This window comes from Phormidesmis sp. 146-20, assembly GCF_052939475.1.
In genome coordinates, this window is record NZ_JBJPHT010000016.1 from 29482 (window position 1) to 53529 (window position 24048).

27 protein-coding genes, 1 tRNA gene and 1 other annotated feature are annotated in these 24048 nt (G+C 49.9%); of the genes, 15 read left to right on the plus strand and 13 right to left on the minus strand.

All coding sequences use genetic code 11. The features are described from left to right. The first annotated feature begins 470 nt into the window (after window positions 1-470). Window positions 471-1664, plus strand: a complete 1194-nt coding sequence (locus ACKFKH_RS14710) for a homospermidine biosynthesis protein (RefSeq protein WP_446859066.1) — start codon at window positions 471-473, stop codon at window positions 1662-1664. Window positions 1665-2423: 759 nt separating this feature from the next. Here ACKFKH_RS14710 and ACKFKH_RS14715 read toward each other — a convergent pair. After that, window positions 2424-2921 (minus strand): sterol desaturase family protein, encoded by a 498-nt coding sequence (locus ACKFKH_RS14715; protein WP_446859067.1) that lies wholly within the window; start codon window positions 2919-2921, stop codon window positions 2424-2426. A 119-nt stretch (window positions 2922-3040) separates the two neighbouring features. Here ACKFKH_RS14715 and petJ point away from each other — a divergent pair, with 119 nt between their 5' ends. Together petJ and ACKFKH_RS14725 are read left to right on the plus strand one after the other, a co-directional pair. After that, window positions 3041-3379 (plus strand): cytochrome c6 PetJ, encoded by a 339-nt coding sequence (gene petJ, locus ACKFKH_RS14720; protein WP_446859068.1) that lies wholly within the window; start codon window positions 3041-3043, stop codon window positions 3377-3379. A 110-nt stretch (window positions 3380-3489) separates the two neighbouring features. Next, window positions 3490-3942, plus strand: coding sequence for a hypothetical protein (locus ACKFKH_RS14725; protein WP_446859069.1), 453 nt, complete (start codon window positions 3490-3492; stop codon window positions 3940-3942). 127 nt (window positions 3943-4069) lie between these two features. Here ACKFKH_RS14725 and thrC read toward each other — a convergent pair whose 3' ends face one another. Next, the gene (gene thrC / locus ACKFKH_RS14730) at window positions 4070-5137 is read right to left on the minus strand and encodes a threonine synthase (RefSeq protein WP_446859070.1); all 1068 of its coding nucleotides are present in this window, start codon (window positions 5135-5137) and stop codon (window positions 4070-4072) included. 257 nt (window positions 5138-5394) lie between these two features. On the opposite strand from thrC, the gene ACKFKH_RS14735 reads away from it, so the two are divergent. From ACKFKH_RS14735 to ACKFKH_RS14745, 3 genes are all read left to right on the plus strand, one after another. Continuing rightward, window positions 5395-5598: a hypothetical protein gene (locus ACKFKH_RS14735; RefSeq protein ID WP_446859071.1), complete on the plus strand. Its 204-nt coding sequence runs from the start codon at window positions 5395-5397 to the stop codon at window positions 5596-5598. 151 nt (window positions 5599-5749) lie between these two features. Then, window positions 5750-6424: a low-complexity tail membrane protein gene (locus ACKFKH_RS14740; RefSeq protein WP_446859072.1), complete on the plus strand. Its 675-nt coding sequence runs from the start codon at window positions 5750-5752 to the stop codon at window positions 6422-6424. Between the two features lie 202 nt (window positions 6425-6626). Next, the gene (locus tag ACKFKH_RS14745) at window positions 6627-6851 is read left to right on the plus strand and encodes a hypothetical protein (RefSeq protein ID WP_446859073.1); all 225 of its coding nucleotides are present in this window, start codon (window positions 6627-6629) and stop codon (window positions 6849-6851) included. 32 nt (window positions 6852-6883) lie between these two features. Here ACKFKH_RS14745 and ACKFKH_RS14750 read toward each other — a convergent pair whose 3' ends face one another. The 9 genes from ACKFKH_RS14750 to rplS form a co-directional block, all read right to left on the minus strand. Then, entirely contained in the window at window positions 6884-7417 is a 534-nt protein-coding gene (locus ACKFKH_RS14750) for an alpha/beta hydrolase (RefSeq protein ID WP_446859074.1), read from the minus strand. Window positions 7418-7733: 316 nt separating this feature from the next. After that, window positions 7734-8126: a 50S ribosomal protein L7/L12 gene (gene rplL, locus ACKFKH_RS14755; RefSeq protein WP_446859075.1), complete on the minus strand. Its 393-nt coding sequence runs from the start codon at window positions 8124-8126 to the stop codon at window positions 7734-7736. Between the two features lie 142 nt (window positions 8127-8268). Next, window positions 8269-8817, minus strand: a complete 549-nt coding sequence (gene rplJ / locus ACKFKH_RS14760; RefSeq protein ID WP_446859076.1) for a 50S ribosomal protein L10 — start codon at window positions 8815-8817, stop codon at window positions 8269-8271. Window positions 8818-8870: 53 nt separating this feature from the next. Further along, window positions 8871-9017: a sequence feature (ribosomal protein L10 leader region), on the minus strand. A gap of 72 nt (window positions 9018-9089) precedes the next feature. Then, entirely contained in the window at window positions 9090-9806 is a 717-nt protein-coding gene (rplA, locus tag ACKFKH_RS14765; RefSeq protein ID WP_446859077.1) for a 50S ribosomal protein L1, read from the minus strand. A gap of 56 nt (window positions 9807-9862) precedes the next feature. After that, the gene (rplK, locus tag ACKFKH_RS14770) at window positions 9863-10288 is read right to left on the minus strand and encodes a 50S ribosomal protein L11 (protein ID WP_446859078.1); all 426 of its coding nucleotides are present in this window, start codon (window positions 10286-10288) and stop codon (window positions 9863-9865) included. A gap of 25 nt (window positions 10289-10313) precedes the next feature. Continuing rightward, window positions 10314-10952 (minus strand): transcription termination/antitermination protein NusG, encoded by a 639-nt coding sequence (gene nusG, locus ACKFKH_RS14775; RefSeq protein WP_446859079.1) that lies wholly within the window; start codon window positions 10950-10952, stop codon window positions 10314-10316. Beyond that, entirely contained in the window at window positions 10949-11176 is a 228-nt protein-coding gene (gene secE, locus ACKFKH_RS14780; RefSeq protein WP_446859080.1) for a preprotein translocase subunit SecE, read from the minus strand. The genes nusG and secE overlap by 4 nt, the downstream gene beginning before the upstream one ends. A gap of 221 nt (window positions 11177-11397) precedes the next feature. Next, a tRNA-Trp gene (locus tag ACKFKH_RS14785) sits at window positions 11398-11470 on the minus strand. Window positions 11471-11586: 116 nt separating this feature from the next. Beyond that, window positions 11587-11949: a 50S ribosomal protein L19 gene (rplS, locus tag ACKFKH_RS14790; RefSeq protein WP_446859081.1), complete on the minus strand. Its 363-nt coding sequence runs from the start codon at window positions 11947-11949 to the stop codon at window positions 11587-11589. 225 nt (window positions 11950-12174) lie between these two features. Between rplS and ACKFKH_RS14795 the strand changes: the two genes are divergently transcribed. The 6 genes from ACKFKH_RS14795 (at window position 12175) to map (ending at window position 19324) form a co-directional block, all read left to right on the plus strand. Continuing rightward, a complete protein-coding gene (locus ACKFKH_RS14795; protein ID WP_446859082.1) occupies window positions 12175-12918 on the plus strand; it encodes an energy-coupling factor ABC transporter permease in 744 nt (247 codons plus the stop codon). A gap of 35 nt (window positions 12919-12953) precedes the next feature. Further along, a complete protein-coding gene (locus ACKFKH_RS14800; protein WP_446859083.1) occupies window positions 12954-13316 on the plus strand; it encodes a PDGLE domain-containing protein in 363 nt (120 codons plus the stop codon). 35 nt (window positions 13317-13351) lie between these two features. Then, complete coding sequence (cbiQ, locus tag ACKFKH_RS14805) at window positions 13352-14131, plus strand: cobalt ECF transporter T component CbiQ (protein WP_446859084.1); 780 nt, start codon at window positions 13352-13354, stop codon at window positions 14129-14131. Window positions 14132-14476: 345 nt separating this feature from the next. Then, window positions 14477-15301: an energy-coupling factor ABC transporter ATP-binding protein gene (locus tag ACKFKH_RS14810; RefSeq protein WP_446859085.1), complete on the plus strand. Its 825-nt coding sequence runs from the start codon at window positions 14477-14479 to the stop codon at window positions 15299-15301. A gap of 318 nt (window positions 15302-15619) precedes the next feature. After that, complete coding sequence (locus ACKFKH_RS14815; protein WP_446859086.1) at window positions 15620-18409, plus strand: M16 family metallopeptidase; 2790 nt, start codon at window positions 15620-15622, stop codon at window positions 18407-18409. Between the two features lie 102 nt (window positions 18410-18511). Further along, a complete protein-coding gene (gene map, locus ACKFKH_RS14820; protein WP_446859087.1) occupies window positions 18512-19324 on the plus strand; it encodes a type I methionyl aminopeptidase in 813 nt (270 codons plus the stop codon). A gap of 3 nt (window positions 19325-19327) precedes the next feature. Here map and ACKFKH_RS14825 read toward each other — a convergent pair whose 3' ends face one another. Further along, window positions 19328-19750, minus strand: a complete 423-nt coding sequence (locus ACKFKH_RS14825; protein WP_446859088.1) for a hypothetical protein — start codon at window positions 19748-19750, stop codon at window positions 19328-19330. Window positions 19751-19845: 95 nt separating this feature from the next. Here ACKFKH_RS14825 and ACKFKH_RS14830 point away from each other — a divergent pair, with 95 nt between their 5' ends. After that, entirely contained in the window at window positions 19846-20511 is a 666-nt protein-coding gene (locus ACKFKH_RS14830; RefSeq protein ID WP_446859089.1) for an O-methyltransferase, read from the plus strand. Between the two features lie 120 nt (window positions 20512-20631). Here ACKFKH_RS14830 and ACKFKH_RS14835 read toward each other — a convergent pair whose 3' ends face one another. After that, entirely contained in the window at window positions 20632-21063 is a 432-nt protein-coding gene (locus tag ACKFKH_RS14835) for an STAS domain-containing protein (protein WP_446859090.1), read from the minus strand. A 510-nt stretch (window positions 21064-21573) separates the two neighbouring features. On the opposite strand from ACKFKH_RS14835, the gene guaA reads away from it, so the two are divergent. Continuing rightward, window positions 21574-23202, plus strand: a complete 1629-nt coding sequence (guaA, locus tag ACKFKH_RS14840) for a glutamine-hydrolyzing GMP synthase (protein ID WP_446859091.1) — start codon at window positions 21574-21576, stop codon at window positions 23200-23202. 327 nt (window positions 23203-23529) lie between these two features. Further along, the gene (locus tag ACKFKH_RS14845) at window positions 23530-24006 is read left to right on the plus strand and encodes a DUF4332 domain-containing protein (protein WP_446859092.1); all 477 of its coding nucleotides are present in this window, start codon (window positions 23530-23532) and stop codon (window positions 24004-24006) included. Window positions 24007-24048: the final 42 nt, after the last annotated feature.

Below are 24048 nucleotides of genomic sequence, written 5' to 3' on the forward strand. Positions count from 1 at the left end.
ACAAGGTTGCGTAAAAAGCATTGAAACTTTTCTCGTTTACTGGATACCCCTGGAGACCTCTCTGGTATCTGGACATGAAGTTAAAGCGCAAGCGGCAGTGTGATCCAGCTCTCTCGCTGGTTGACCGCTGTGAAGCGCCCAGTATGAACTGACCGATCTGTAACTTAAGGTTCGCACTGCGTTTGTTGTAAAGTCCTATCGCTTTCAACGCCTTCGCGAACTGGATCGGTCAAGTTCTCTTTTAGGAGAATTTTCAAAACTTATTGCCGAAGTGGTTAGCGAGTTCTGGGGCTGTAAGAACTAAGCCGCATTTGACCACAAGAGGCATTGCTGCGTTGATCGCGGTTGCTTTGATTTGCGCTGAGTTTTAAGAAAAAAGCGCATATCCCAGTAGCCTGGCGATTTAACGTGGACTGTTATTCACTGTCTAGCCCTTTCTTTATGCGTTTGATTCTTTCTGGAGTAGAAAAATGTCCAAACTTCTCAGTCACAAAATTGCGCCCTCCCCCATGCCTGCCGAAATCAGCGTAGTAGATCTGATTGACGGCTACTTTACGGCATACAATTCGGCTCGCCTACGAGAAATTTGTCATCTGCTGACGCGCGAAGTCATGCAAGAAGGCGTAACGGTCGGCCTTAGCCTCTCAGGAGCGATGACCCCAGCCGGATTGGGGACTTCTGTGATTGCACCCTTGATGCGAAACGGATTCGTCGATTGGATCATCAGTACCGGAGCCAATCTTTACCACGATATGCACTATGGTTTGGGACTGGATCTCTATGCCAGCAATCCCTTTGTCGATGATGTGAAGCTGCGTCAAGAAGGTCGAATTCGCATTTATGACATCATTTTTGACTACGACGTGCTGTTGGGAACCGATGCGTTTATCCGCCAGATTCTGAAAGCCGAACCGTTTCAAAAACGCATGGGAACAGCAGAATTTCACCATCTGCTAGGCAAGTATGTCTATGAGGTCGAGCGGCAGTTAGGGGTCAAGCATTCCTCTCTGCTGGCGACGGCTTATGAGTGTGGCGTTCCGATTTACACGTCTTCACCGGGTGATAGCTCGATCGGCATGAACATTGCAGCGATGGCCCTCGAAGGTTCCAGACTGATGATCGACCCAATGCTGGATGTCAATGAAACAGCGGCGATCGCTTACTCAGCGCGTGAATCTGGCATCCCTGATGTCGAAGGCAAGAGTGCGGCTCTAATCATTGGTGGCGGCAGTCCCAAAAATTTCCTGCTGCAAACTCAACCTCAGCTACATGAAGTGTTGGGATTGGAAGAGCGGGGACACGATTACTTTATTCAGGTGACGGATGCTCGTCCTGATACGGGTGGGTTGTCTGGCGCAACGCCCAACGAAGCCGTAAGCTGGGGCAAAGTTGACCCCGATGAGTTGCCTAATACGATCGTTTGCTATACCGACAGTACGATCGCGTTGCCCATTCTCACCGCCTATGTGACCAATCAATGTGCGCCTCGTCCGCTCAAGCGACTGTACGATCGCCGCGATGAGATGCTGGCAAAACTCAAGGCAGACTACGAAGCTGCGAAGCTGCAACCTGATCACCCTGTCACAGAGCCGATTTCTGTAACTTCCTCAATGCGTGAACCTGTGGCAACTTATCCCTGTGGCACGCCGATTCGTCGTCACTAGCTAGAACAGTTGAGATCCTGACCTTTTAAAAAATCAGGGATCTGTAAGGGGCGGTTTGCTTCATAAGTGGAGCGATCGTCCCTTTTTTAATCTGATTCTTGCTGGTAACGCAGGGCAAGTTTCTTCCCTTTGTGTCGAAAATCTTCCTGATTAGATATCAACCGTAAGTTTACGGGTTGTTCTGGAGCGATCCCTCACGACCTTGCGTAAAACGCAACTTATTCCAGTAAAAACACAGATGAACTTCATGAAACACTTTGAGATGATTCTCACATAAGTCATTTCATTAGAGAGTATCAACTTTCACAGCTACCAAGCTCAGTGGTGTCGCGCTACTGGGCTTTTGTTTTTTAAATTTCTTGAAGCATTTAGGTAATTAACTTGGGTGATCGATTGCAAACTGGGTAACGCCATCCCTTACTAATGCGATCGACCTGCACCTCCGAGATTCTTTTACCTGTTGTCTTTGTGATGAAAAATCTAGTTAACTCATCGCTGGTTGACTGACAAAAGCCCTGAAACTCTGCGATTGTTAACGCTGGCGAATCGAATTTAGGGAGTTTTTATACACAGCAAATTTTATTCTGGTCGCTACAATCCCGTTTCCGAAAGAACTTGCGGAACCAATCACCAGACAGAAAGTTTTGTCAGTCAGCAACCCAACGTCAAAACCCCGATTAGATGCGCCGCCAATTTCTAGAAGGTAAAGCTCGTCGGCGTAAGCTTGCACTCAGAGATTTCATCAAATCCACAGCTCTTTTACCACCAGCGCAACTGTAGATAAGAGCGATCGGGTTGACTCAATTCAGTTTCATCGACCCACTCAACCAGCTTGTACGTCCCAAAAACGTGATCCCACCAATCGACTGCAAGCCCAAAATTGTGGTGCCACATTCCATACTTGTGATGGACATAGTGGACGGGCATCTTCATCCAAAAGCACTTTGATGGATTTTCGTGCTGGAGTTGATGAGCATAAGAGGAAAACGCTGCGTAGACCATGCCGCCAAGAAACCAGCCCATTCCTGCTGCAAATGAGTGAAAAAACATTAGACAGAGAATAATTACCGTGCTTTTTACATAGTCGCGAAACTCCCACAAAACGCCCTGACCCTCATTGCGCCGATGGTGATCTCGATGCCGCTCTCCAATTTTGGGCGAAACATGCATCAGGCGATGCATCCAATACTCCACCAGACTGGCCAAGACAAACGCGATCGCAAAACAAATCGCCCCCACTCCAAGTTGCACTAGCACAGAGCAAACCCCTCTTCTGACAACACTTTGATATTCTGCCATTCTCTTTTGTTATTGTCTCAAAAGAATGAGTGTTGGCGAAGATATGTCAGGATCAGGAATACAAATGGGTAAATAAAATGCTGAAGCGATTTCTAACGATCGGTCTGGTTGGGTTCATTTTAGGAATTGTGTTGCTGACTCCGCCGACGCTGGCCGCCAACCTTAAGAACGGGTCACAGGTTTTTGCAGCCAACTGTGCAGGCTGTCACGCTAACGGAGGCAACATCGTGCGACGCAACAAAACCCTGAAACTGAAGGCACTCCAGCAAAATGGCTATGCAACCGTAGCGGCGATCGGTCAACTCGTCCTCAACGGCAAAAACAACATGCCTGCCTACAAAACAAAGTTAACGAAGTCTCAGGTTGAAGACGTTTCTGCTTACGTGTTGGAGCAAGCGCGCAAAGGCTGGAAGTAAGAATCGAGAACCTAACAAATTTGTCCTTTCTCTCATCCCCGCATCCTTCATTCTGGGTGTATCTTTGGAGATTAAGCAGTGGAATTTAAGCGGGTTGAGAGGGATCGAGCATGTCTGATCAGGTGGTTCAATGGCTCAACGAAATCAAAGAGCTTAAGCAACGGTTGCAAGAAGCCCAGGACGCACAAAACGCTGCCAATGCAAGTGCAGACAACTGGCGCAAACGATACGAAACCGAAGCCCAACAGCGTCGAACGGAAGCCATGCTCACCCGTCAAACGATCGCTGCCCTCACCGCAGAAGTCAATCACCTCAAAAGCCTGCCCCAGCCCTCAGCCGATACTCCGATTTTGTCCTCCAGCATTGAGCGATCGATTGATGCCCTGCAAACCATTGAAGAACTCAAACTAAAGCTATTGGAAGTCTGGAGTGAGCGCGATCGGTTGGCCCAAGATTTGAAGATTGAGCAAGCGAATCATGTTCAGACCCGCAAAAATCTAACGACGGCGCTGGGAGACACGGTGGACATGTTGACGAAGCAGAGGATGAGGGATGAGGGATGAGGGATGTATTAAACTTTGAGTCTTTGGGTGAGGTGATTGTCTGTGAAGGTGAAGCCAGGATTGAATCCAAGTTTTTGAGTCAGCGCCTCAACCGCTCTACCAAACCGTTTCATCCCTCATCCCTTCTTCAGAACCCCATCACCTTCGCAACGGTCTCCAGGTTTGGCTCAACTCCTTGTCTGAAGTTGTTTTCGCTAAATTTGATGGCAGAATCGGGATCTTTTAAGCCATTGCCTGTAAGCACACAGACGATCGTTGCCCCTGTAGGAACTTGATCCTTAACTTTGAGCAGACCTGCAACCGACGCAGCGCTGGCGGGTTCACAAAAAATTCCTTCATCGCCTGCCAGCATTCGATAGGCGACCAAAATCTCTTCATCCGTGACAGCATTAAAGCTGCCCTGACTGGAGTCTTGGACGGCGATCGCTTTTCCCCAGTTGGCGGGGTTGCCGATGCGAATAGCAGTGGCCAGGGTTTCGGGTTGACTCACAGCATGACCTGTCACTAACGGGGCCGCCCCTGCCGCTTGAAAGCCCATCATCTGAGGTAGTTTGGTCGATCGTCCTTCTTGATGATATTGACAAAACCCCATCCAATACGCGCTAATATTGCCCGCGTTACCTACCGGAATGCACAACCAGTCAGGCGCGTCACCCAACACATCCACCACTTCAAAAGCTGCGGTTTTTTGCCCTTCTAGACGATAGGGGTTGACCGAGTTGACCAACGTCACCGGGTAGCATTCTGACATCTCTCGTACGATTTCTAGGGCGCGATCGAAGTTACCCTTAATTGCCAGAACTTCTGCCCCATAAAGTAGCGCCTGAGCCAGCTTACCCAATGCCACATAGCCATCAGGAATTAACACAAACGCCCGCATCCCACCTCGTCTTGCATAGGCAGCCGCTGCGGCTGACGTATTGCCCGTACTGGCACAAATTACGGCTTTGGCTCCCGCTTCCTTAGCTTTGGAGATTGCCATCGTCATGCCCCGATCTTTAAAGCTCCCCGTCGGATTTAACCCATCATATTTGACAAACACCTGTACCTGTCGGCCAATCTGCGCGGCGATCGTCGGCACCGGAATCAAAGGAGTATTGCCTTCATGAAGGGTCACAATAGGAGTCGTCTCAGAAACAGGCAAATAGCGACGGTAGCCCTCAATCAAGCCACGCCAGTTTTGAACTTTGGGCATTGCCTCACGAAGGGATTTATCGGAAGTAGACAGGCTTAGGGTCACAGGAGTCAATTCTTGAATGCAACAAGTGTAGATCCTAGTCTACCGTGAGGGCTTTCTTTGACGGTGATTTGTGTCGAAGCATGTCGAGCCAGGGGCTAGGAAACTAAAAGAATTTTCGATCCGTCCACAAAAGTGAGCCTCTTTATCTGATCTCGTGTAAAGTTTAGGTTAAGATAAACGACGGTGTGAGTAAGTACAAATTCCTAATCACTATGACATCCCGAAATTCAAACGCTCAATTCAGTGGTGTAGCGGTCTGTGAGCCTCAAAGCGATTGTTTGCGTTCTCTCGAAAAAATGAAAGCAATTTATCAGGCCGATCAGCAAGCAAAGTTTCTCAATCTTCATGCAGAAACCGAGTCATTGCTACAACAGCTTCAAAGCCTCAAACAGCAGCGCGCTCAGGTGATTGACTAAAGAACCGAGTTGGGGTGTGGGAGAGATAAAATTCTCTGAATCTGCTGTTAGTCACCACTTCGACTCAGGGAGCCTTTTTCATCTCCTACGCCCACCGCTTCAGATCCCACTCACCTCTACAATGATGGTGGGATTAACGCGAGTGTGACTTATGCGTGCTTTCTGGTCTGATCCGTATTTGTGGATTCATGCGGCTGGCTTGGCTGCGGTGCCACTTTGCTTGATGTTGTGCTTGCTGGGGTTGGCTGGTGATCCGATTTTGCCTGTGAGCGTGGAGTTGGGGCTGGTTGCTCTGGTTGGCATTGCTCCGATCGCTTGGATGCAGTGGAAAAAACCTTTTTACATCTTTAGTTTGGTGCCCGTCGCTATCAAGCCAGAAAAGCTTACAGAAGATCAGCGTCGCTTGCTTACCCTCTTTAAGGCGCGTGCGAACCCCATTTGGATTGGATTGGGAGCGCTGCTGCTAGTTATATTGTTGCGTCAGATTTATTTTGTCGCGCCGATCGCGGCTGACTTATCGCCATTTTTAGCATGGCGGGGCTTGGGGTTGTTAGTCGCGGCGATCGGATTTCTAGCGAGTAATTTGTTTTTGCAGGTGCCTTTGAGTGTGGCACAAGTCTTGCTGACCAGCGATGCTCAATTTGATGCGACTGCCCCCTTTGCGCTGGCCCATATTCCACAAAGTTTTTCGATCTTTGGGCTGCGAGTCAATCAAATCGTGCCGCCTCTGATTGCAGACAGCTTGACACAGCCCTCTACGGATATTCCCGTGCCTCAGCCTTCCCCGTTAACGGAGCCAACTGATACTGAAGCCAGTACTGACTAGTCGAAGTGTACAGAGTGCAATTTATCGAAACGTAGCCAAATTTAGCGTCTTGGTGGCTGTAAAGTGTTGTCCACATCACAGATGCAAAAATATCTTAAGTTATTCTAGAGATAGAAACCGGGCAACCAATGGATGCCTGAAATTGCGCTTCGTAAAAGCTTAGTATTGTTCAAGTCGCGACTCCTTAACTGTCAGGTGAACTATGGTAAATCCTTCTGCTTCTTCGCCGTCCGAAAGTGATGCTCAAGTGCGTCCGCTAATGGCCGAACTTCAAGTTTGGGATAGTCTAAAGCGAGCGATCGCAGACAGTTCTGGCTTCAAGAGTTGGCGAATTGAACGTGACACAGACAAGCAGATTCAGGATCTTAGCTTAGACACGCTGGTTCACAATTATTTACGCGAAACGTTAGAAACTCTGGCGTACTAACTCTGGCGTACTGAAGATTCAAATTCCATAAGCTAAAAAAAGCTGCCCAGGGGATTTTGCAGGCGATCGGCAAGTTCGCTCAACCGTTTGTAGGCATCGGTGAGTCGATCGCCATCCAGCATAACTTCTTGAGTTGGGTACTTTTGCAGGACTTCTAGAATAGAAAGCTTGCTGTCTCCAGTTGCAGAGAGAATCAGGGCAGACCGCAATGCCTGACGATCGGCTCCTCCTTTAGGTGTGCGAATGGCTTGACTCAGCGGATCGAGTAGCCTATTTCCAATTGGACTGTTAAGGATGCGATCTAGAAGTGTGGGATCAAGGGTGACGGTTTGGGTGAGCGATCGGCGCACCGCGGCGGGATCTTGTTTTGAAAGTCGCAAATGGGCTTGAAGGGCGGGAGAAACATCACCTTTATCAGCAAAGGCGGTGAGTTCGCTGACCGAAATTGACTCCCGCAAAACGCCATACTTCAAAATCACTTGCTCCGCTGCCAGCGCAGAACTCGACAAGGTGGCTGTGCTAATAGAGACTACCCAAAAATAATTCCATAACCTCTGAACTTTCATTACGGTAACTTTGCAAAGGTTTCCACTTCAGGACGATTTTATGAGTGAAAAGTTCTGCATCGGGTGAAAAAGTCATGGGTGAAAAAGTCAGACGATGCAAAAAAAGAGCCTCCTAAGAGACCCCTAACATCATCAGAAAAGATAACTTAGACGCAAATTGATGAGTTTCTTAGCTTTACTGGCTTCAGTAGAAACACGCCTCAATTCTCCAAAAACTTTGGATTGAAGCTCCTCAAAACTGAGCATCAAAAACCAAAACAAGTTAAGTTGAAAAAACTGAATCAAATTGACGCTAAGTTGAGACACAAAGAAACGGCTACTTGATAGAAACCTTGCCGCCTGCTTCTTCGAGTTGCTTCTTGATATCTTCAGCTTCTCCCTTGGCAGCCCCTTCTTTAACTGCTTTAGGAGCAGCCTCTACCAAGTCTTTTGCTTCCTTCAGACCCAGACCCGTGATTGTCCGCACGACCTTGAGAATTGCGATCTTCTTATCAGCAGGGACTTCTTCCAACACAACATCAAACTCGGTCTTTTCTTCGACTTCTTCAGCGGGAGCCGCAGCCGCGCCAGGAGCCATCATCATCATGCCGCCAGCCGGAGCCGCAGCACTCACGCCAAACGCTTCCTCGATTTGCTTAACCAGTTCAGAGGCTTCAAGCAGGGTCAGACCCTTCAATTTCTCAACGATTTCGTCGGTAACAGCAGACATAGTTGATCTCCTAAGTGAAAAAAGTTTTGGGTTGTCGAACTTTGAGCTTCGAGTTCAAAATTGACCAATCAATTCATCCCTCTTGGCGAAGCGGATTACCCCCCAAGGGGAAACAGATCATCGAAGTTCTCGCTCATCCTTTCTAAGCAGCTACGTCTTCTTCCGCTGCATTGTCTTTGTCTGCAATCTGCTGAATCGCACGCGCCAAACCAGAAGGTACTGCATTGATACCCACGGCTAGTTGAGTTGCCACACCGTTGATTGCGCCTGCAATTTGAGCGATGAGTTGCTCCTTGGAGGGGAGGTCAGCGATCGCTTTCAAATCCGCCTCATTCAGCACTCGACCATCCATCACGCCGCCGCGAATTTCGGTCTTCTTGCTGGCTTTCTGGAATTCCTGGTAAGCCTTGATTGCGCCACCCAGGTCATCTTTGACCATCACAAAAGCAGAGTCGCCTTTGAGAATTTCGCCGACTGATTGCCACCGCTCATCGTCTTGAGTCGCGATTCCCATAAAGGTGTTTTTGGTCACCTTACACACCGCGCCCTTGGGACGCAGACGGTTTCGCAAATCGCCAATTTCGGAAACGGTCAAGCCACTGTAGTTGATGATAAACATCAGTTGAGAGTCATTCAGCGTTTCTTTGAGTTCGGCAACGATTTGTCGCTTATTTTCTGGCGTTCTACCCATTCGTAATCACCTCCTTAAGTTGAGATTGGTATCTGATGGTTGTCTCTAAAAGCCAAGCCAAAAAGAAACCCCAGCGATTGACCGGGGTGACATGACATCTGACTCAGATGCTGAAGGACATCGTGAGAGTCAAAAATCAAACCTAGGCAGGACATTAAGCATAAAGCCCCTGCTGTCTCCGGCTTGGCTATTTAGTTCAGACAAAATTTTGGATGTGCTTCTCCTGAAACAAGATACAGGTTTGTGCTAATTCAAAGTTGCTCAGAACTCGATTAAGCAGCGTCTCCTATCTTAAGGTCACGCAGGGCACTAATGTCAACTTCGATCGATGGCCCCATCGTAGAAGAGACGTAAACACTGCGCCAATAGCGACCCTTTGCGCCAGAAGGCCGGTTGCGATCGACCGTTTCTTGAAGCGCTTTCAGATTCGCCAACAGATCCTCAGCCGAGAAAGTCGCTTTTCCAAACAAAACGTGAACGATTCCTGTCTTGTCTGCTCGAAACTCTAGCTTCCCTGCTTTGAATTCGGCGATCGCTGGCCCCAAATCAAACGTCACCGTTCCCCCTTTGGGAGAAGGCATCAACCCGCGTGGCCCCAACAGTCGTCCCAATTTTGCGACCTGCGGCATCATGTCCGGCGTGGCAATCAGCAAATCAAAGTCCATCATCCCTTTTTGGATGTCTTCGATCAGCTCCTCAGAACCCGCCAAGTCAGCACCCGCAACAGTGGCTTCGTTGACCTTTTCGCCACGTGCAATCACCGCCACTCTGACCGTTTGCCCCGTCCCTTTAGGTAAGGAAACCGTCGTTCTTAACTGCTGGTCGGTGTACTTGGGATCGATGCCGAGACGCAGGTGCGCTTCCGCCGATTCGGGGAACTTTGCGGTTGCAGTCTCTTTGAGAAGGTTGAGCGCCTCAAGTGGCTCGTAAGGCCGCTCCTCGACCTTCTTTTGTAACTCTTGTAGTCGTCGCGATACTTTTCTAGTCATGTCACTCTCCTGGGGTATTGGCGAGAATCTTCTCTCCCCCGTAATGTTTGCGTTGCTTATTCGCTGATTGTGATGCCCATGTTTTTAGCGGTGCCTTCGATGATTTTCATCGCCGCATCAATGTCATTGGCGTTCAGATCAGGCATTTTGGTTTTGGCAATGTCTTCTAACTGGGTGCGGGAGATCGACCCTACTTTTTTACGGTTTGGCTCACCCGAACCTGTCTCAATTCCAGCCGCTTTGGCAATTAGCTTGGAGGCAGGGGGGGTTTTGAGAATGAATGTAAAACTGCGGTCTTCGTAAACTGAAATTTCTACCGGAACCACCATCCCTGCTTGGTCAGCAGTTCTCGCGTTGTATTCCTTGCAGAACATCATAATGTTTACCCCATGTTGACCCAATGCAGGACCAATCGGAGGGGCTGGGTTTGCTTTTCCGGCGTTGATTGCCAACTTAATGACCGCCGTGATTTTTTTTGCCATCGATCGTAATCTCTTCGACTCCGAATTAAACTTTCTGAACCTGGTTCACTTCCAATTCCACAGGGGTTTCCCGCCCAAAGATTGAAAGCAGAGCCTTGAGTTTGTTGCGCTCGGCGCTGACTTCGATCACTTCGCCTTCAAAGTCCTTAAACGGCCCTGAGAGAACGACAATCTTGTCACCTGCTGCCATGTCAATTTTTCTGACTGGCTCCTGCTCCTGGGACTGCTTGAAGATGCGTTCAACTTCTGAGTGACCCAGGGGCATTGGTTTAACGTGACCGCGCCCCCGTCCATAACGGCGCTTTTGCTCTGCTCCCACAAAGTTGATCACGTTGGGCGTGTTTTTGATCACCTGCCACACTTCGTCATCCATTAGCATTCTCACCAAGACGTAGCCTGGAAAGACTTTTTCTGAGCCTTCTTTAGGTTTGCCGTCTTTTTGAGGTCTGAGGATGGGTGTTTCAGGGATCTGTACGTCCAAAATTCTGTTGGTGACATCTAGCGTCTGAATGCGCTGCTCCAGGTTCGCTTTGACGCGCTTTTCACACCCAGAGGCAACCTGCACCGCATACCAACGAGCTTTTTCCAGCGCCAGATTTTCTTCTGAGTCCTCGGCTGGGTTGCGTTGTGCTAATTCTTGCGATTCGTCTGAAGTAAAAGTCATCCGAACACCTTTATCTGTGCCCACTGAAAGAACTGATCGACCAGGTAGATGAGAGTTGCCGAGAGCGTCACCATTAAAATAACAGCCACTGACTCACTAATCAGCTGTTGACGACTGGGCCAGACTACTTTGTCCAGTTCCTCTTTCGTTTCTTGAACAAAGGAATTTGGGTTAAATCCGGCTTCTTTTGTCTCCGGCAGGGTTGCTTCGTCTTTTTTTGCCACAGTTCTCAAGCGCTCCCGTCTGTCTAATAACGAGTGTGTCCGAATCTACAGTCTAACGAATCTGTAAATTCTTGAAGTTCAAAGTCTGTCACTCAACAACAGAACCTGGCTGATCCAACCCCGCACAGATTCGGAAGCAAGGGTTATTTCAATATTTCATGGCCGACATCAAAAATGTCCATCAACTGTTTAACCAATTTGTCTAGCTCAGAGCAATCCAGCGCGCCCTGGAGGACTTGAACCCCCGACATCAGGTTTTGGAGACCTGCGTTCTACCAACTGAACTAAGAGCGCACGAGCCGAATGACCCTGACTTATTGCCTTATCTAGTCTAACAGTTAATGGACAGTTCGCTGTAGCTTTTAGCGATTAGCAGAAAGTGAGTTTATCAAGGGCTAACCGCCAGCCGCTTACAAAGGGCGATCGAAGCGTTGTTTGAGACGAGTTGCCTTACCCGTGCGCTCACGCAAGAAGTAGAGTTTGGCGCGACGGACTTTACCGCGACGTAGCACTTTGATGCTCTCAATTCGAGGAGAGTGGATTAGAAAAACCCGCTCAACCCCAACTCCTTGAAAGACGCGGCGGACGGTGATGTTTTGGCTAATGCCAGCACTGCCCTTGGCAATCACGACTCCTTCGTAGGGCTGGGTACGCTCTTTGTCGCCCTCTCTAATTTTCACGCCCACGCGAACCGTGTCACCGATATGAACGATGGGAAGATCTGACTTTAGCTGCTCCGCTTCGATCGAGCGGATTAGTTCTTGCGCTTTCATAGGACTTCAAAAAACTCACAATTGCTTACTTTAACTTAAAAGACGGCATTTAGTCTAGGAAAAACTTTCTAGAAAATTCAGCCTGTTTGATAGGATTCCTCTCTTTGTAACAATCCTGAATTCCTGCTTAAGTTTACCGCCCAATGCCCCCGGAGAGGATTGAATTCTCTAGAGTACGCAAGTTTACTGAAACTCGAAGACGTTTTTACTCATTACAAAATGACTATGGCTGATCTACCGTCTGTTTTATCTGGTTCCCTGCTCCAGTGGGCGGCTCCTCAATTGGCGCTGCATATCCCGGATGGGTTCCTGAATTTGCCCGTGATGGGGGTGACCTGGGTGATGGCGATCGCTCTGATTGTGGTCTCGCTCCAAAAAGCTCAGGCGGAGTACCAGGAACGAACGGTTCCGCTGATGGGAGTTTGTGCGGCCTTTATTTTTGCTGCACAGATGATTAATTTTCCGATTCCAGGAGGAACTTCGGGACACTTGCTGGGGGGGACTTTGGCAGGCGCTTTGTTGGGGCCGTGGGCAGGTTCGCTGGTGATGGCTTGTGTCTTTATGGTGCAGGGCTTCATCTTTCAAGACGGCGGCATTACGGTGATGGGAGCCAACATCTTCAACATGGGACTGATTGGCACGTTTTTGGGATATTACTTGTTTCGAGGAATTCGACGGGCGATCGGGCAGGACAAACTCGCAGGCATGGTGGCAGGGTCGGCGATCGCGTCCTGGGTCAGTGTGGTAGTGGCCTCGGTCTCAACGGCGCTTCAACTGGCGATTTCTGGCACTGTTCCGCTTCAGGTGGCGATGGTGGCGATGATCGGCTGGCACATCCTGATCGGCATCGGTGAAGCTCTGATTACGGTGGCAACGGTAAGCTTTGTGTGGCGGACTCGACCTGATTTGTTTTACCGTCCACCTCATAGAGCAACGTCGTCAATTCCACGATCGCTCTCGACTCGCTAATCCAAGAATTCTTCACCCCCCAACTCGAACAAACTATGAACACGAACGCAACCAGAACGCGCAACCGAGCCATGATCTTCGCGGGTTTAGGAATCGCCTTACTAATTGCCGTCTTTTTGTCTCCATTCGCCAGTCAAGATCCAGACGGGCTAGACCGGGTATCTGAAGATTTGAAATTTGGTGATAAAGAGGCCGCCGAAAAGCCTGCCGAAAAGCTGCCGTTTTACAAAGTGTTTGATGAATATGCGCTGAGAGGCGTTCCGGAACAGGTGGCTACGCCGATCGCGGGTTTGGTCGGCACATTGGCAACCTTTGGACTAGCCTGGGGCATCGGCAAACTGGTCGTTAAAGGCAATTCTGATCGCAGCGATTCACAAACGGATTCACGCATTGATTAGTTAAGAGGATTTGAAGATTAGTTGAGAGGATTTGAATGCTGCTATTGCACATTGGCGCAATTCATCTAGATGTGGACAGTCAGCGAAAAACGCCCTGGCACGCGCTCACGCCCAAAACTCGGATTCTCTGTGTGTTGCTGTTATTACTGGCGATCGTGCTGACTCCGAATGGGCGCTGGTGGACTTGGGCAATTTATGGGAGTGCGGTAGCGATCGCCCTATTGGTCAGTCAAATCACGTTTTCGGTTTTGCTCAAGCGAGTGGCGGTGGAATCAGCCTTTGTTAGTGTCGTTTTGCTGGGCACGTTGTTTCGCGAAGGCGGCACGATCCTCTGGCAGTGGGGATTTCTCAAAATTACGACCACGGGATTGATGATTTTGGGCAGTGTGGTGACAAAAGCGCTGTTATCGTTGCTGCTGTTAAATATTTTGACGCTGACGACTTCGGTGCCTGCGCTGCTTCAAGCCCTTACTGAGTTAAAAACTCCACCGCTTTTGGTTGCCATTCTCGAATCGATGTATCGCTATATCGCCGTGCTGATTGACGAATTTAACGCGATGCGACGGGCAGCCCTATCTCGCAATCTCATGAATAGTCGGCGCTGGCAAAGACTTGTAGTGGGCAACATGATTGGTTCTCTCTTTATCCGCACCTATGAACGAGGAGAGCGGGTGCATCAAGCAATGCTGTCTCGTGGATATGCCGGGTCGCCTCCCCTGAGAGAAATGCCCAAACCGGGACGGCGCGACATTTTGGCTCTAAATTTGACGGCAATGTTGGCTCTAGCAGGCCAGGCTATTTATTTGTTTCTCTAATCTTCCCTTTTCTCCGCTTTTAAGGAGTTGGTTTCATGAGTTGAATGAGCAAAACTAAGTTAAGTAAGTTGCTCTGTCGAGTCCAATAGTCTGAGCGGAGGTTTGAAAAGGGATTGATCGGAGACTAAAGTTTTGGAGATCCCCCCTAGCTCCCTTTAAGAACAAGGGAAAATTAGAGCGGGAGATTTAGAGCAGTTGAAGGCTGTCATATTAGAAAAGTATCTTTCCAAATATTCTCGCCCAAATATTCTCGAAAGTTGATGCCTCAACCCGGATCTACGGTGAGTCAAGAGCGAAAGGGATTAGGCAAAACTTCTATATTGTTTTAGGTAAGCGCGATCGCTCATGCACCACAATCCGATTGTTATCGAAAATCTCAGCTACACCTACCCAGATGGTACACAAGCACTCAGACACGTTAATATCTCCATCCGGGCGACTGAGCGGGTGGCATTAGTGGGGGCAAATGGCTCCGGAAAATCAACACTGCTGCTGCACTTTAATGGTCTGCTGGCTCCCCAAACGGGACAGGTGATTGTCGGTGAATTGGAGATGCGGCCCGAAAACTTTAAGCAGATTCGCAACTTTGTCGGATTGGTATTTCAGAATCCAGATGACCAGCTATTTATGCCAACGGTTTGGGAAGATGTCACCTTTGGCCCGTTAAATCAAGACATTCGCGGCGAAGCGTTGAACCATCGAGCCATCCATGCGCTGCGCTGTGTAGGACTTGATCCTGATCATTACGCTTCTCGCAATGCCAGTGGGTTGTCGGGTGGTGAAAAGAAACGAGTCGCGATGGCGGGCGTGTTGGCCATGCAGCCTCAAGTCTTGGTATTAGACGAACCCTCGGCCCAGCTTGACCCGCGATCGCGCCGTCAGTTAATCGATTTATTAGCGACCCTTCCCTTAACCCAACTGATCGCAACTCATGATTTAGATCTGGCGTTAGAACTGTGCGATCGTACGATCGTTCTCGGTCGAGGAGAAGTCGTTTACGACGGAGAAACTGAGCGAGTTTTGAGCGACCCCGACCTACTAGCCCAACATGCGCTAGAATCGCCTCTCAGCTACAGTCGCCCCTATTGTCAACTCGAACACGCCCCTGAGTCACAGTTATCACATCCTCCTCTATCACATCCTCCTCAAAAGCCTTTCCACCTTCACTAAAAAGCGCAAAGAAACTCAAAATCCAGCCTCGGCGTTGCTGATTGGAGGGATGAATCTGGGGGAAGTGTCCATCTTTTCGCCCCCTAAATCCCCCAAAAATGGGAGACTTTGAACCTTGGGTTTCCTGCCGCTTTGGGGCAATTCATCCTCTGATTCAGCAACGCCCCAGCCTCCAAACTAAAAACAAAGCAAGTCCAATTCTTGTTTCCCTCCCTCCTCCCTCTCGCGAAGCGGATTACCCCCAAAGGGGGAACAGATCATCGAAGTTCTCCCGCCTTCTCAAGCCCCGTCAATTGCCCAACCTAATCCCACTGCCCCATGTCATTTCTATCCTTCCTGAAACGATATCGTCTGCCAAGTTTTTTGTTTGCTTTGTGCCTGACCGTCATTCTTTTATCAGGTGAGACAGCTTTTTTGCAGTCAGCCAATGCCCTTCCGCCACAACCTGCGGTCAAATCTTCAGCCATCTCGACGACCGAACAGGTGAAAAAAACGGTTCTCGACAATGGCCTAACCGTCTTAACCAAAGCGGTGCCGACTGCGCCCGTCGTAACCGTTCAAGTCTGGTATCGAGTCGGGTCGCGCAACGAAGCGCCTAGGGTGAATGGGATTGCTCACCAGCTAGAACACTTGATGTTTAAGGGCACCCAAGATCGGCCGATTCAGTTTGGTCGATTGTTTAGCGCGTTGGGGAGCCAGTCAAATGCATTCACCAGCTACGATCAGACTGCTTATTTTGGTACGGTTGAACGCGACAAGCTGCGATCGCTCCTCACCCTTGAAGCCGATCGGATGCAGAGTGCTGTGATTGGCGCTGACCAGCTAACGAGCGAAAAGCGTGTTGTGATTTCAGAACTGCAAGGCTACGAAAATAGTCCCGGTTATCGACTCGATCGCGCCGTGATGAGAGCCGCTTTTCCGGATTCTCCCTATGGCTTAATGGTCGGGGGCACCAAGGCGGATGTGCAGTCTTTCACCGTCGAGCAGGTGCGTGATTATTACCGCAATTATTATAGTCCTGACAATGCTGTGCTGATTGTCGTGGGTGACATTCAAACAGATGCCACGCTGAACGCTGTTAAAGAACTGTTTGGTAAAGTTCCGTCATCCAACAAACAACGTCCGACGATTCCAAAAGCAAGCGCACCGAGTACAACAAAATTGGATGGTGTGAAGGCTGCGATCGTGCTTAAAGAACCCGGAAGCGCGTCTCTGTTGCAGGCGGTCTATCCCTTGCCCAATGTTACTCACCCCGATGTTCCAGCATTACACTTGTTTGATTTAGTGCTGACTCAGGGACGCAGTTCTCGACTCTATCAAGCCCTCATTGAATCTGGTTTAGCCAGTGACTTTGGAGGCTATCCTGCCAATATGATTTCGGGTGGATGGTATGGCTTATCGGCGACGGCCGCCCCCCAACAGGAACTTGCCAAAATTGATCAAACCATTCAAACGACGCTGGCCGATCTGCGAAATCAACCCATTACTTCCGCAGAACTGACACGGGCAAAAGTGCAATTGCGCTCCTCGGTATTGCTGCGAAATCGAGACATTACGGGTCAGGCAATGCAGTTAGGTGACGATCAGACCACTGCTGGAGATTATCAGTTTACCGATCGCTTCTTGGCTGGGGTCGATCGCGTCACGGTTGCTGATATCCAACGGGTCGCCAAAACCTATTTTGATCCGTCTCGACAAACGTTGGGCTTTTTTGAACCTACTCAATTGGATGCCAAAGCGGGCGGGTCGGTCAACGCAGGTCAAACCGCAGAACAGTTTAATCTCGGCCCACCTGTCGATCCGGCTGAAGTTGCCAAGTACTTGCCGCCTGTCGCGAGATCGAACGATCGTCCCACTCAATCGCTGCCCCAAAAAGTTGTTTTGTCCAATGGTCTAAAACTGCTGCTGTTCAAAGATTCCAGTACGCCGACCATTTCGCTGAGTGGACACATCAATGCCGGGGCGTTGTTTGACTCCACCGACAAAGCAGGTTTATCAAAACTGACGGCTGACAACTTGATCAACGGCACTCAGACGCGAGATGCTTTGACGCTGGCGAAGATTTTGGACGATCGCGGCATCAATTTATCGTTCGACACCAATCGAGAAGGCGTTTCGGTAGCGGCGACTGCGCTTTCAGAAAATTTACCTGTCCTCGTTCAAACGATCGCGGATGTGATGCAAAATGCTGCCTTTCCAGACCGCGAACTCGAACTGAGTCGGCAACGTGCCCTGACAGCGCTCAAAGTACAGATGGATAGCCCTGCCTATGTAGCGCGGCGAATCTTCCAGCAGGCGATTTACCCTTCTAATCACCCGTTTCACAGCTTCCCCACGAGCCAGAGTTTGCAGAGAATTCAGCGATCGGACGTGCTGACCTTCTACAAAACGCACTACCGTCCAGATAATACGACGCTGGCGATCGTGGGTGACTTTGACCCCGCTGAGGTGAAAGCCTTGATCGAAAAAGAACTCGGCACCTGGAAGGCTAGTGGCAAACCTCCGGCCGTAACCTTTCCGTCTGTCTCGCTGCCTGCCAACGTGCTACGTGAAGATCAGGTGATTCCCGGCAAAACGCAGTCCGTTACCTTTCTCGGCTACGCGGGAATTGATTGCAAAGATCCCAAATTCTACAGCGCTGCCGTGATGAATCAAATTCTTGGTGGCGACACCCTTTCTAGCCGATTAGGAACTGAAATTCGCGATCGTCAGGGACTCACCTACGGCATCTACAGCTACTTTCAAGCAGGCGTACATCAGGGCCCCTTCCTGGTTTCCATGCAAACTGCTCCCGAAGATGCTAACAAAGCGATCGCCAGCACCCTCAAGGTTTTGGAACAGATTCGCAATCAAGGTGTCAGTACGAGCGAAGTCTTAAATGCCCAGCGATCGCTCACCAGCAGTTACCCGGTTGAATTGGCCAATCCAAACAATCTGGCAGACGTGATCTTGATGAACGAAGTGTATGGACTCAACCCCACCGAACTGCGTCAATATCCTAATCAGATCGAAGGAGTCACCCAGGCACAGGTCAGCGAAACCATTCAAGAACTCCTGCATCCCTCTCAGATCGTTGTCGTTACTGCGGGAGGCAAGAGCGCTCCGTAATGCCCCTCTTTCCAACGCCCGTTGACCTAAATTAAGCTACCTTAGAGATTGATTAAGCTTCAATTTAAGTCCCGTCTACTCGCTGAACTACCTGCCCACCTCATGAACATTCTCAGTAATTTAATTCCTCAGTCCACGCCCAAAAAGCGCAAAGGTGTCGAGATCAAATCTCAGCGCGAAATCGAAATCATGCGGCAGGCATCGGCGATCGTAGCCACGGTGCTCAAAGAAATTTCAGAAATGGTTGAGCCAGGAATGACGACGGCCGACCTGGATGCCCACGCCGAAAAGCGCATTCGTGAAATGGGCGCAACTCCCAGCTTCAAAGGCTATCACGGCTTTCCCGCCTCGATTTGTTCCAGCATCAATCACGAAGTGGTTCACGGCATTCCTAACCGCAAGAAAGTGATTCGCGCTGGCGACGTGCTTAAAGTTGACACAGGTGCTTTTTTTGAAGGATTTCACGGCGATTCCTGTATCACGATCGCCGTTCAACAAGTGACTCCTGACGCTGCAAAACTAATCCACGTTGCCGAACAAGCCCTCTACACAGGCATTGAGCAAGTGAAAGCGGGAGCCTTTTTACTCGACTTAGCGGGTGCTATCCAGGATTATGTCGAAGCAAACGGGTTCAAAGTCGTCGAAGACTTCACAGGTCACGGGGTCGGGCGCAATCTGCACGAAGAACCCTCTGTCTTCAACTTTCGCACTCACCAGATGCCCAACGTAAAGCTAAGGGCAGGAATGACGCTCGCGATCGAACCCATCATCAACGCAGGCTCCAAAAATACGAGAATTCTCCCCGATCGGTGGACAGCCGTCACCGTAGACAACGCCCTCTCTGCCCAGTTTGAACACACCGTTCTCGTCACAGAAACCGGATACGAAATCTTGACCGATCGCACCAAAGTTTAAGCACTACTCTACGAGTGTTGTAATCCAACCAGATTCTTTTTGCGGCTGGGCCACTCGCCAGGTTTTGCCCTCCGATTGTCGCTGCAAATAAACCTCAAACGGATTGTCTTTTTGAGCAACTTTGCGGTCGCGCAGCTTTAGCGTGAAATCGTAGGTGCCCTCAATGCGATAGGCGGTCAGGTTTTGAATCGTTAGCGGCGATCGAGTCTTGATCTGAAGGCGATCGACCTCTACTTTGGGCGGGTCTAAGCGCAACTGCTGACTGATTTCCTGCTGAGTTTGAGAGACCTGCATGGCGATCGCCTTTCTCACCAAGCTAGTATTCGGCAGTCCACTCGCCCCACAAGCCGTTAGCAAGCCTGTTAAAACTATCGCCAAAATAACTCGGAGTGGACTGTTGCGGGTAAATCGAAGAGATCGACTCACGTTACTTTCCCTCTGTGCTGATCCATCTATGCTGATCCAGTTGTCTTCTCAGATTAGCAGCGATAGCATGAGTCCTGAAAGAATCAGAGGGCAGGATGTACAAAAAATCGTTTGGATTGAGCGAATCGCTTTATCAGTATGTGGTTGCCAATTCTCTGCGAGAGCCTGAAATTCTCACTCAGTTGCGCGACGAAACGGCAAACCATCCCCAGGCGAGAATGCAAATTTCTCCAGAACAGGGGCAGCTAATGGCGCTCTTGATCCAATTGATGGGAGCCAAAAAAGTTTTAGAAATCGGCGTGTTTACGGGCTACAGTTCAACCTGCATCGCTTTGGCACTCCCCGCAGACGGCAAGCTGATCGCCTGTGATGTTAGCGAAGACTATACGGCGATCGCACGTCGCTATTGGCAAGTCGCCGGAGTCGCTCAAAAAATCACGCTGCATCTGGCCCCCGCCCTCGAAACTTTGGATCAGCTACTTGCTCAAGGAGAGACAGACTTTGATTTTGCCTTCATTGACGCGGACAAGGGCAACTACGCTGACTACTACGATCGCGCCCTACAGCTAATTCGCCCCGGTGGACTAATTGCGATCGACAACGTTCTCTGGTCAGGGCGAGTTGCCGATCCGACCGATCAAGACAAGATTACCAAGACGATTCGGGCTTTCAATCAAAAAGTGGCCCAGGACGATCGCGTCACGATTAGTTTGTTGCCAATTGCCGACGGAGTAACGCTGGCTCTCAAAAAACCTGTCTAGCAGTCGCCAGAGTTAGAAGAGTAGAAAACACTGAAAGTCAGACCCAACAGACCTTTAAACTCATCCCTCCTCGCGAAGCAGATTACCCCCAAAGGGGGAACAGATCATCGAAGTTCTCCCTCATCCCTTTAAGAACGCCGTCGCCCTTGCAGCTTTTGCCGCTTTGTAGCCATCCAAAAACTGCTCAAACTCAGGCGAAAACGAATCTATCTGTGTCGATGAAACAACGTCTCGTTGCTGTTCCCAACCTTTGTCTAGAGCGGTACGAGTGATGGCATCCATTCCCAAAAAAGCAAGCGATCTACCCGCAGCGCAAGCCTGTCGCATTCCTGCCAGCAGGGTAGCCACCCCCTGATCGTCGATCGCCTCCACCCACAGCAAATCCACCACCACCGAATTGGACTGAGCGATCGCCCGTGCCAGCGTTGTCCGAAAGGTAGCTCCCCCAATCCCCGTCAACCGACCACAGGGTTGCAGCACGACTGTATCGATTGCGTCCTCTGGTTGGGCGTTTAGCGTCAAAGTCCTTTGATCTCTGGCAGTAGTGTTCATTCAAGTCTTTGATCGGTTGACAAGAGGGGTTCTCAGACAGTAAGGGCGCGATCGCTTCGACGCATAACCTCGCAATTTTCTCTAGCGTGGGCTAGCTCCTTCCGAAAGATTAAGGAGAAAATGACTGAATGGGTGTGTCTTAAATCACTGCGTCTAATTGTGAGCCGATTAAAAAACTCACCCCAATGTACCGTGAGATCAGACAGTATTTTTTGAAGAAGTCATGAAGAGAAAGGAGCTTGCTTTCATCAAAAAAATAAACTGGCTCATTCACCAAAGCTCAAAGCCATCGTTGTAAAAGTTACAGATCAGCGAACCTTTGTAGAAACGGCGATCGCGCCTGCCAAATTCTGTTGACTCACAAAAAAGCGACCCCATGACTTGAGTAACGTTTGCTAATGTGATTAGAATAGCCAGAATACCTAAAAGTCCAAATTTTCTAACCCCTCGTAAAATCAACTTTCACAGGCTGCTAACTATCCACCTTCAGAATTTCATCAGGTTACTCCCGTGACACCTCAGACAGAACAGTCCGTTCTTTCACAATCCTCTGCATCTACAGAACCCAGCCTGACTCCGCTCAATCGCCAGATGATCGTTATTCTGGACTTTGGCTCCCAATATTCAGAACTCATTGCCCGGCGAATTCGCGAAACTCAGGTTTACTCTGAGGTGCTGTCGTACCGTACCACCGCCGAACAACTGCGCCAACTCAACCCCAAGGGCATCATTCTGTCAGGCGGCCCTAGCTCGGTGTATGACCCCGGCGCTCCCCACTCCGATCCAGAAATCTGGCAGCTAGGAATTCCTGTCCTCGGTGTCTGCTATGGAATGCAGCTAATGGTGCAGCAGCTAGGCGGCGAAGTCGAACGCTCCGATCGCGGCGAATATGGCAAAGCCAGCCTGACGATCGACGACCCGACTGATCTGCTGACCAACGTTGAAGACAACACCACCATGTGGATGAGTCATGGCGATTCGGTATCGAGCCTGCCTGATGGCTTTGAGCTATTGGCCCATACCGCTAACACGCCCTGTGCAGCGATCGCGCATCATGACCACAAACTTTATGGTGTGCAGTTCCATCCCGAAGTGGTGCATTCTCAAGGCGGACAGGCGCTGATTCGCAATTTTGTCTACCACATCTGTGAGTGCGAACCCACCTGGACAACCGCCGCTTTTGTCGAAGAAGCGATTCGTGAAATCCGGGCAAAGGTGGGCGACAAGCGAGTGCTGCTGGCCCTTTCGGGAGGCGTTGATTCTTCGACGCTGGCATTTTTGCTGCATCGAGCGATCGGCGATCAGCTTACCTGCATGTTCATCGATCAGGGGTTTATGCGAAAGCTAGAACCCGAGCGGTTGGTGAAGTTGTTTAAGGAGCAGTTTCATATCAATGTTCAGTATGTCAATGCTCGCGATCGCTTTTTAGAAGCTGTCAAAGGAGTCACTGATCCCGAAGAAAAACGCAAGCGCATTGGTCACGAATTTATCGGCGTGTTTGAGTCAGAATCCAAGCGGCTTGGCCCATTCGATTATCTAGCTCAAGGCACCCTTTATCCAGACGTGATCGAGTCGGCAGACACAAATGTTGACCCCCAAACGGGTGAGCGAGTCGCTGTCAAGATCAAGAGCCATCACAACGTCGGCGGATTGCCCAAAGACCTACGATTCAAACTGGTGGAGCCGCTTCGCAAACTGTTTAAAGATGAAGTTCGCAAAGTGGGACGATCGATCGGTCTTCCCGAAGAAATCGTCAGTCGTCAACCGTTTCCTGGGCCAGGGTTAGCGATCCGCATTTTGGGCGAAGTCACCGACGATCGATTGGACATTCTCCGAGACGCAGATCTGATTGTCCGGCAAGAGATTAACCGGGCGGGAATGTATCACGAGCTATGGCAAGCCTTTGCCGTTTTGTTGCCGATTCGCAGTGTGGGCGTGATGGGCGATCAGCGAACCTATGCTTACCCGATCGTGTTGCGGTTTGTCGCCAGCGAAGACGGCATGACTGCGGACTGGGCGAGAGTTCCCTACGATCTGCTAGAAACCATCTCCAATCGCATCGTCAATGAGGTGCGCGGGGTAAATCGAGTTGTCTATGACATTACATCGAAACCACCGGGGACGATCGAGTGGGAGTAGTTTTGCTTTATAAAAAGGGATGAGGGAGAACTTCGATGATCTGTTCCCCCTTTGGGAGTAATCTGCTTTGAGAGGAGGGATGAGGGATGATTTAAGCGTCTTTCGTCCCTTTATCTTGTGGAAAACTTGCGGAATTCTGTGGAAAACCACGTTTTGTTGTGGAAAACTTGGGGAGTTGGCGGGTTCGTTTAGTCAAATGGGTGTGGTCAATTGGGCAGAACCTTACGGCTGAAAGTCCGCTAAACTAGGAACTCTTGTGCGTTCTGGTCTGCCAGACTAGACGACTCCAAGATTCTTCGGCAAACGACCCATTCGCGAGAAAATTCTGTGGAAACCAACGCAAAGCGGCTTTCTCAAGCTTCTCAGGGGCACCCTGCTCAACCTAAAAGTCTGTCGGCAGATTGGTCGATCGACCAGCTTCCTGGACTTAGCGCCGACGATCAGACTCGCTTGGCAGCTTGCGGCATTCATACCACGCTCGAATTGTTAAAAAAGGGCAAAACTCTCGAACAGCGAACCCTCCTTTCCAGCCAGCTACAAATTCACATCAAACACATCAACAAATGGGTCGCGTTGGCAGACTTAGCCAGAATTCCTAACGTGGGCTGTCAATATTGTGGTCTTTTGCTCCATTCGGGGGTCGCCTCTCCGGATCATCTGCTGCAAATGTCACCCGATCGCCTACATCGACAAATGTTGAGGCTACAAGTCACCAACCTTCAGCGGCGCGATCTGTGTCCGACCTTTGCCGACGTTGAGCAGTGGAGCCAGCAGGCCCGTTTACTGAGTCATCAGGGAAAATGAGCGGTATGAAGGCGATCGATTGATAGCCCTTTTCGCCTAACG

Coding starts and splice junctions, on each gene's coding strand:
- rplJ (WP_446859076.1), bottom strand. CDS start 8,817: ATGGGTAGAACGCCAGAAAATAAGCGACAAATCGTTGCCGAACTCAAA.
- ACKFKH_RS14795 (WP_446859082.1), top strand. CDS start 12,175: ATGGCTGATCTACCGTCTGTTTTATCTGGTTCCCTGCTCCAGTGGGCG.
- ACKFKH_RS14800 (WP_446859083.1), top strand. CDS start 12,954: ATGAACACGAACGCAACCAGAACGCGCAACCGAGCCATGATCTTCGCG.
- ACKFKH_RS14740 (WP_446859072.1), top strand. CDS start 5,750: ATGCGTGCTTTCTGGTCTGATCCGTATTTGTGGATTCATGCGGCTGGC.
- ACKFKH_RS14810 (WP_446859085.1), top strand. CDS start 14,477: ATGCACCACAATCCGATTGTTATCGAAAATCTCAGCTACACCTACCCA.
- ACKFKH_RS14830 (WP_446859089.1), top strand. CDS start 19,846: ATGTACAAAAAATCGTTTGGATTGAGCGAATCGCTTTATCAGTATGTG.
- ACKFKH_RS14745 (WP_446859073.1), top strand. CDS start 6,627: ATGGTAAATCCTTCTGCTTCTTCGCCGTCCGAAAGTGATGCTCAAGTG.
- petJ (WP_446859068.1), top strand. CDS start 3,041: ATGCTGAAGCGATTTCTAACGATCGGTCTGGTTGGGTTCATTTTAGGA.
- thrC (WP_446859070.1), bottom strand. CDS start 5,137: ATGCCCAAAGTTCAAAACTGGCGTGGCTTGATTGAGGGCTACCGTCGC.
- rplL (WP_446859075.1), bottom strand. CDS start 8,126: ATGTCTGCTGTTACCGACGAAATCGTTGAGAAATTGAAGGGTCTGACC.
- ACKFKH_RS14835 (WP_446859090.1), bottom strand. CDS start 21,063: ATGAACACTACTGCCAGAGATCAAAGGACTTTGACGCTAAACGCCCAA.
- nusG (WP_446859079.1), bottom strand. CDS start 10,952: ATGACTTTTACTTCAGACGAATCGCAAGAATTAGCACAACGCAACCCA.
- ACKFKH_RS14750 (WP_446859074.1), bottom strand. CDS start 7,417: ATGAAAGTTCAGAGGTTATGGAATTATTTTTGGGTAGTCTCTATTAGC.
- ACKFKH_RS14735 (WP_446859071.1), top strand. CDS start 5,395: ATGACATCCCGAAATTCAAACGCTCAATTCAGTGGTGTAGCGGTCTGT.
- map (WP_446859087.1), top strand. CDS start 18,512: ATGAACATTCTCAGTAATTTAATTCCTCAGTCCACGCCCAAAAAGCGC.
- ACKFKH_RS14725 (WP_446859069.1), top strand. CDS start 3,490: ATGTCTGATCAGGTGGTTCAATGGCTCAACGAAATCAAAGAGCTTAAG.
- ACKFKH_RS14815 (WP_446859086.1), top strand. CDS start 15,620: ATGTCATTTCTATCCTTCCTGAAACGATATCGTCTGCCAAGTTTTTTG.
- ACKFKH_RS14710 (WP_446859066.1), top strand. CDS start 471: ATGTCCAAACTTCTCAGTCACAAAATTGCGCCCTCCCCCATGCCTGCC.
- cbiQ (WP_446859084.1), top strand. CDS start 13,352: ATGCTGCTATTGCACATTGGCGCAATTCATCTAGATGTGGACAGTCAG.
- rplK (WP_446859078.1), bottom strand. CDS start 10,288: ATGGCAAAAAAAATCACGGCGGTCATTAAGTTGGCAATCAACGCCGGA.
- rplS (WP_446859081.1), bottom strand. CDS start 11,949: ATGAAAGCGCAAGAACTAATCCGCTCGATCGAAGCGGAGCAGCTAAAG.
- rplA (WP_446859077.1), bottom strand. CDS start 9,806: ATGACTAGAAAAGTATCGCGACGACTACAAGAGTTACAAAAGAAGGTC.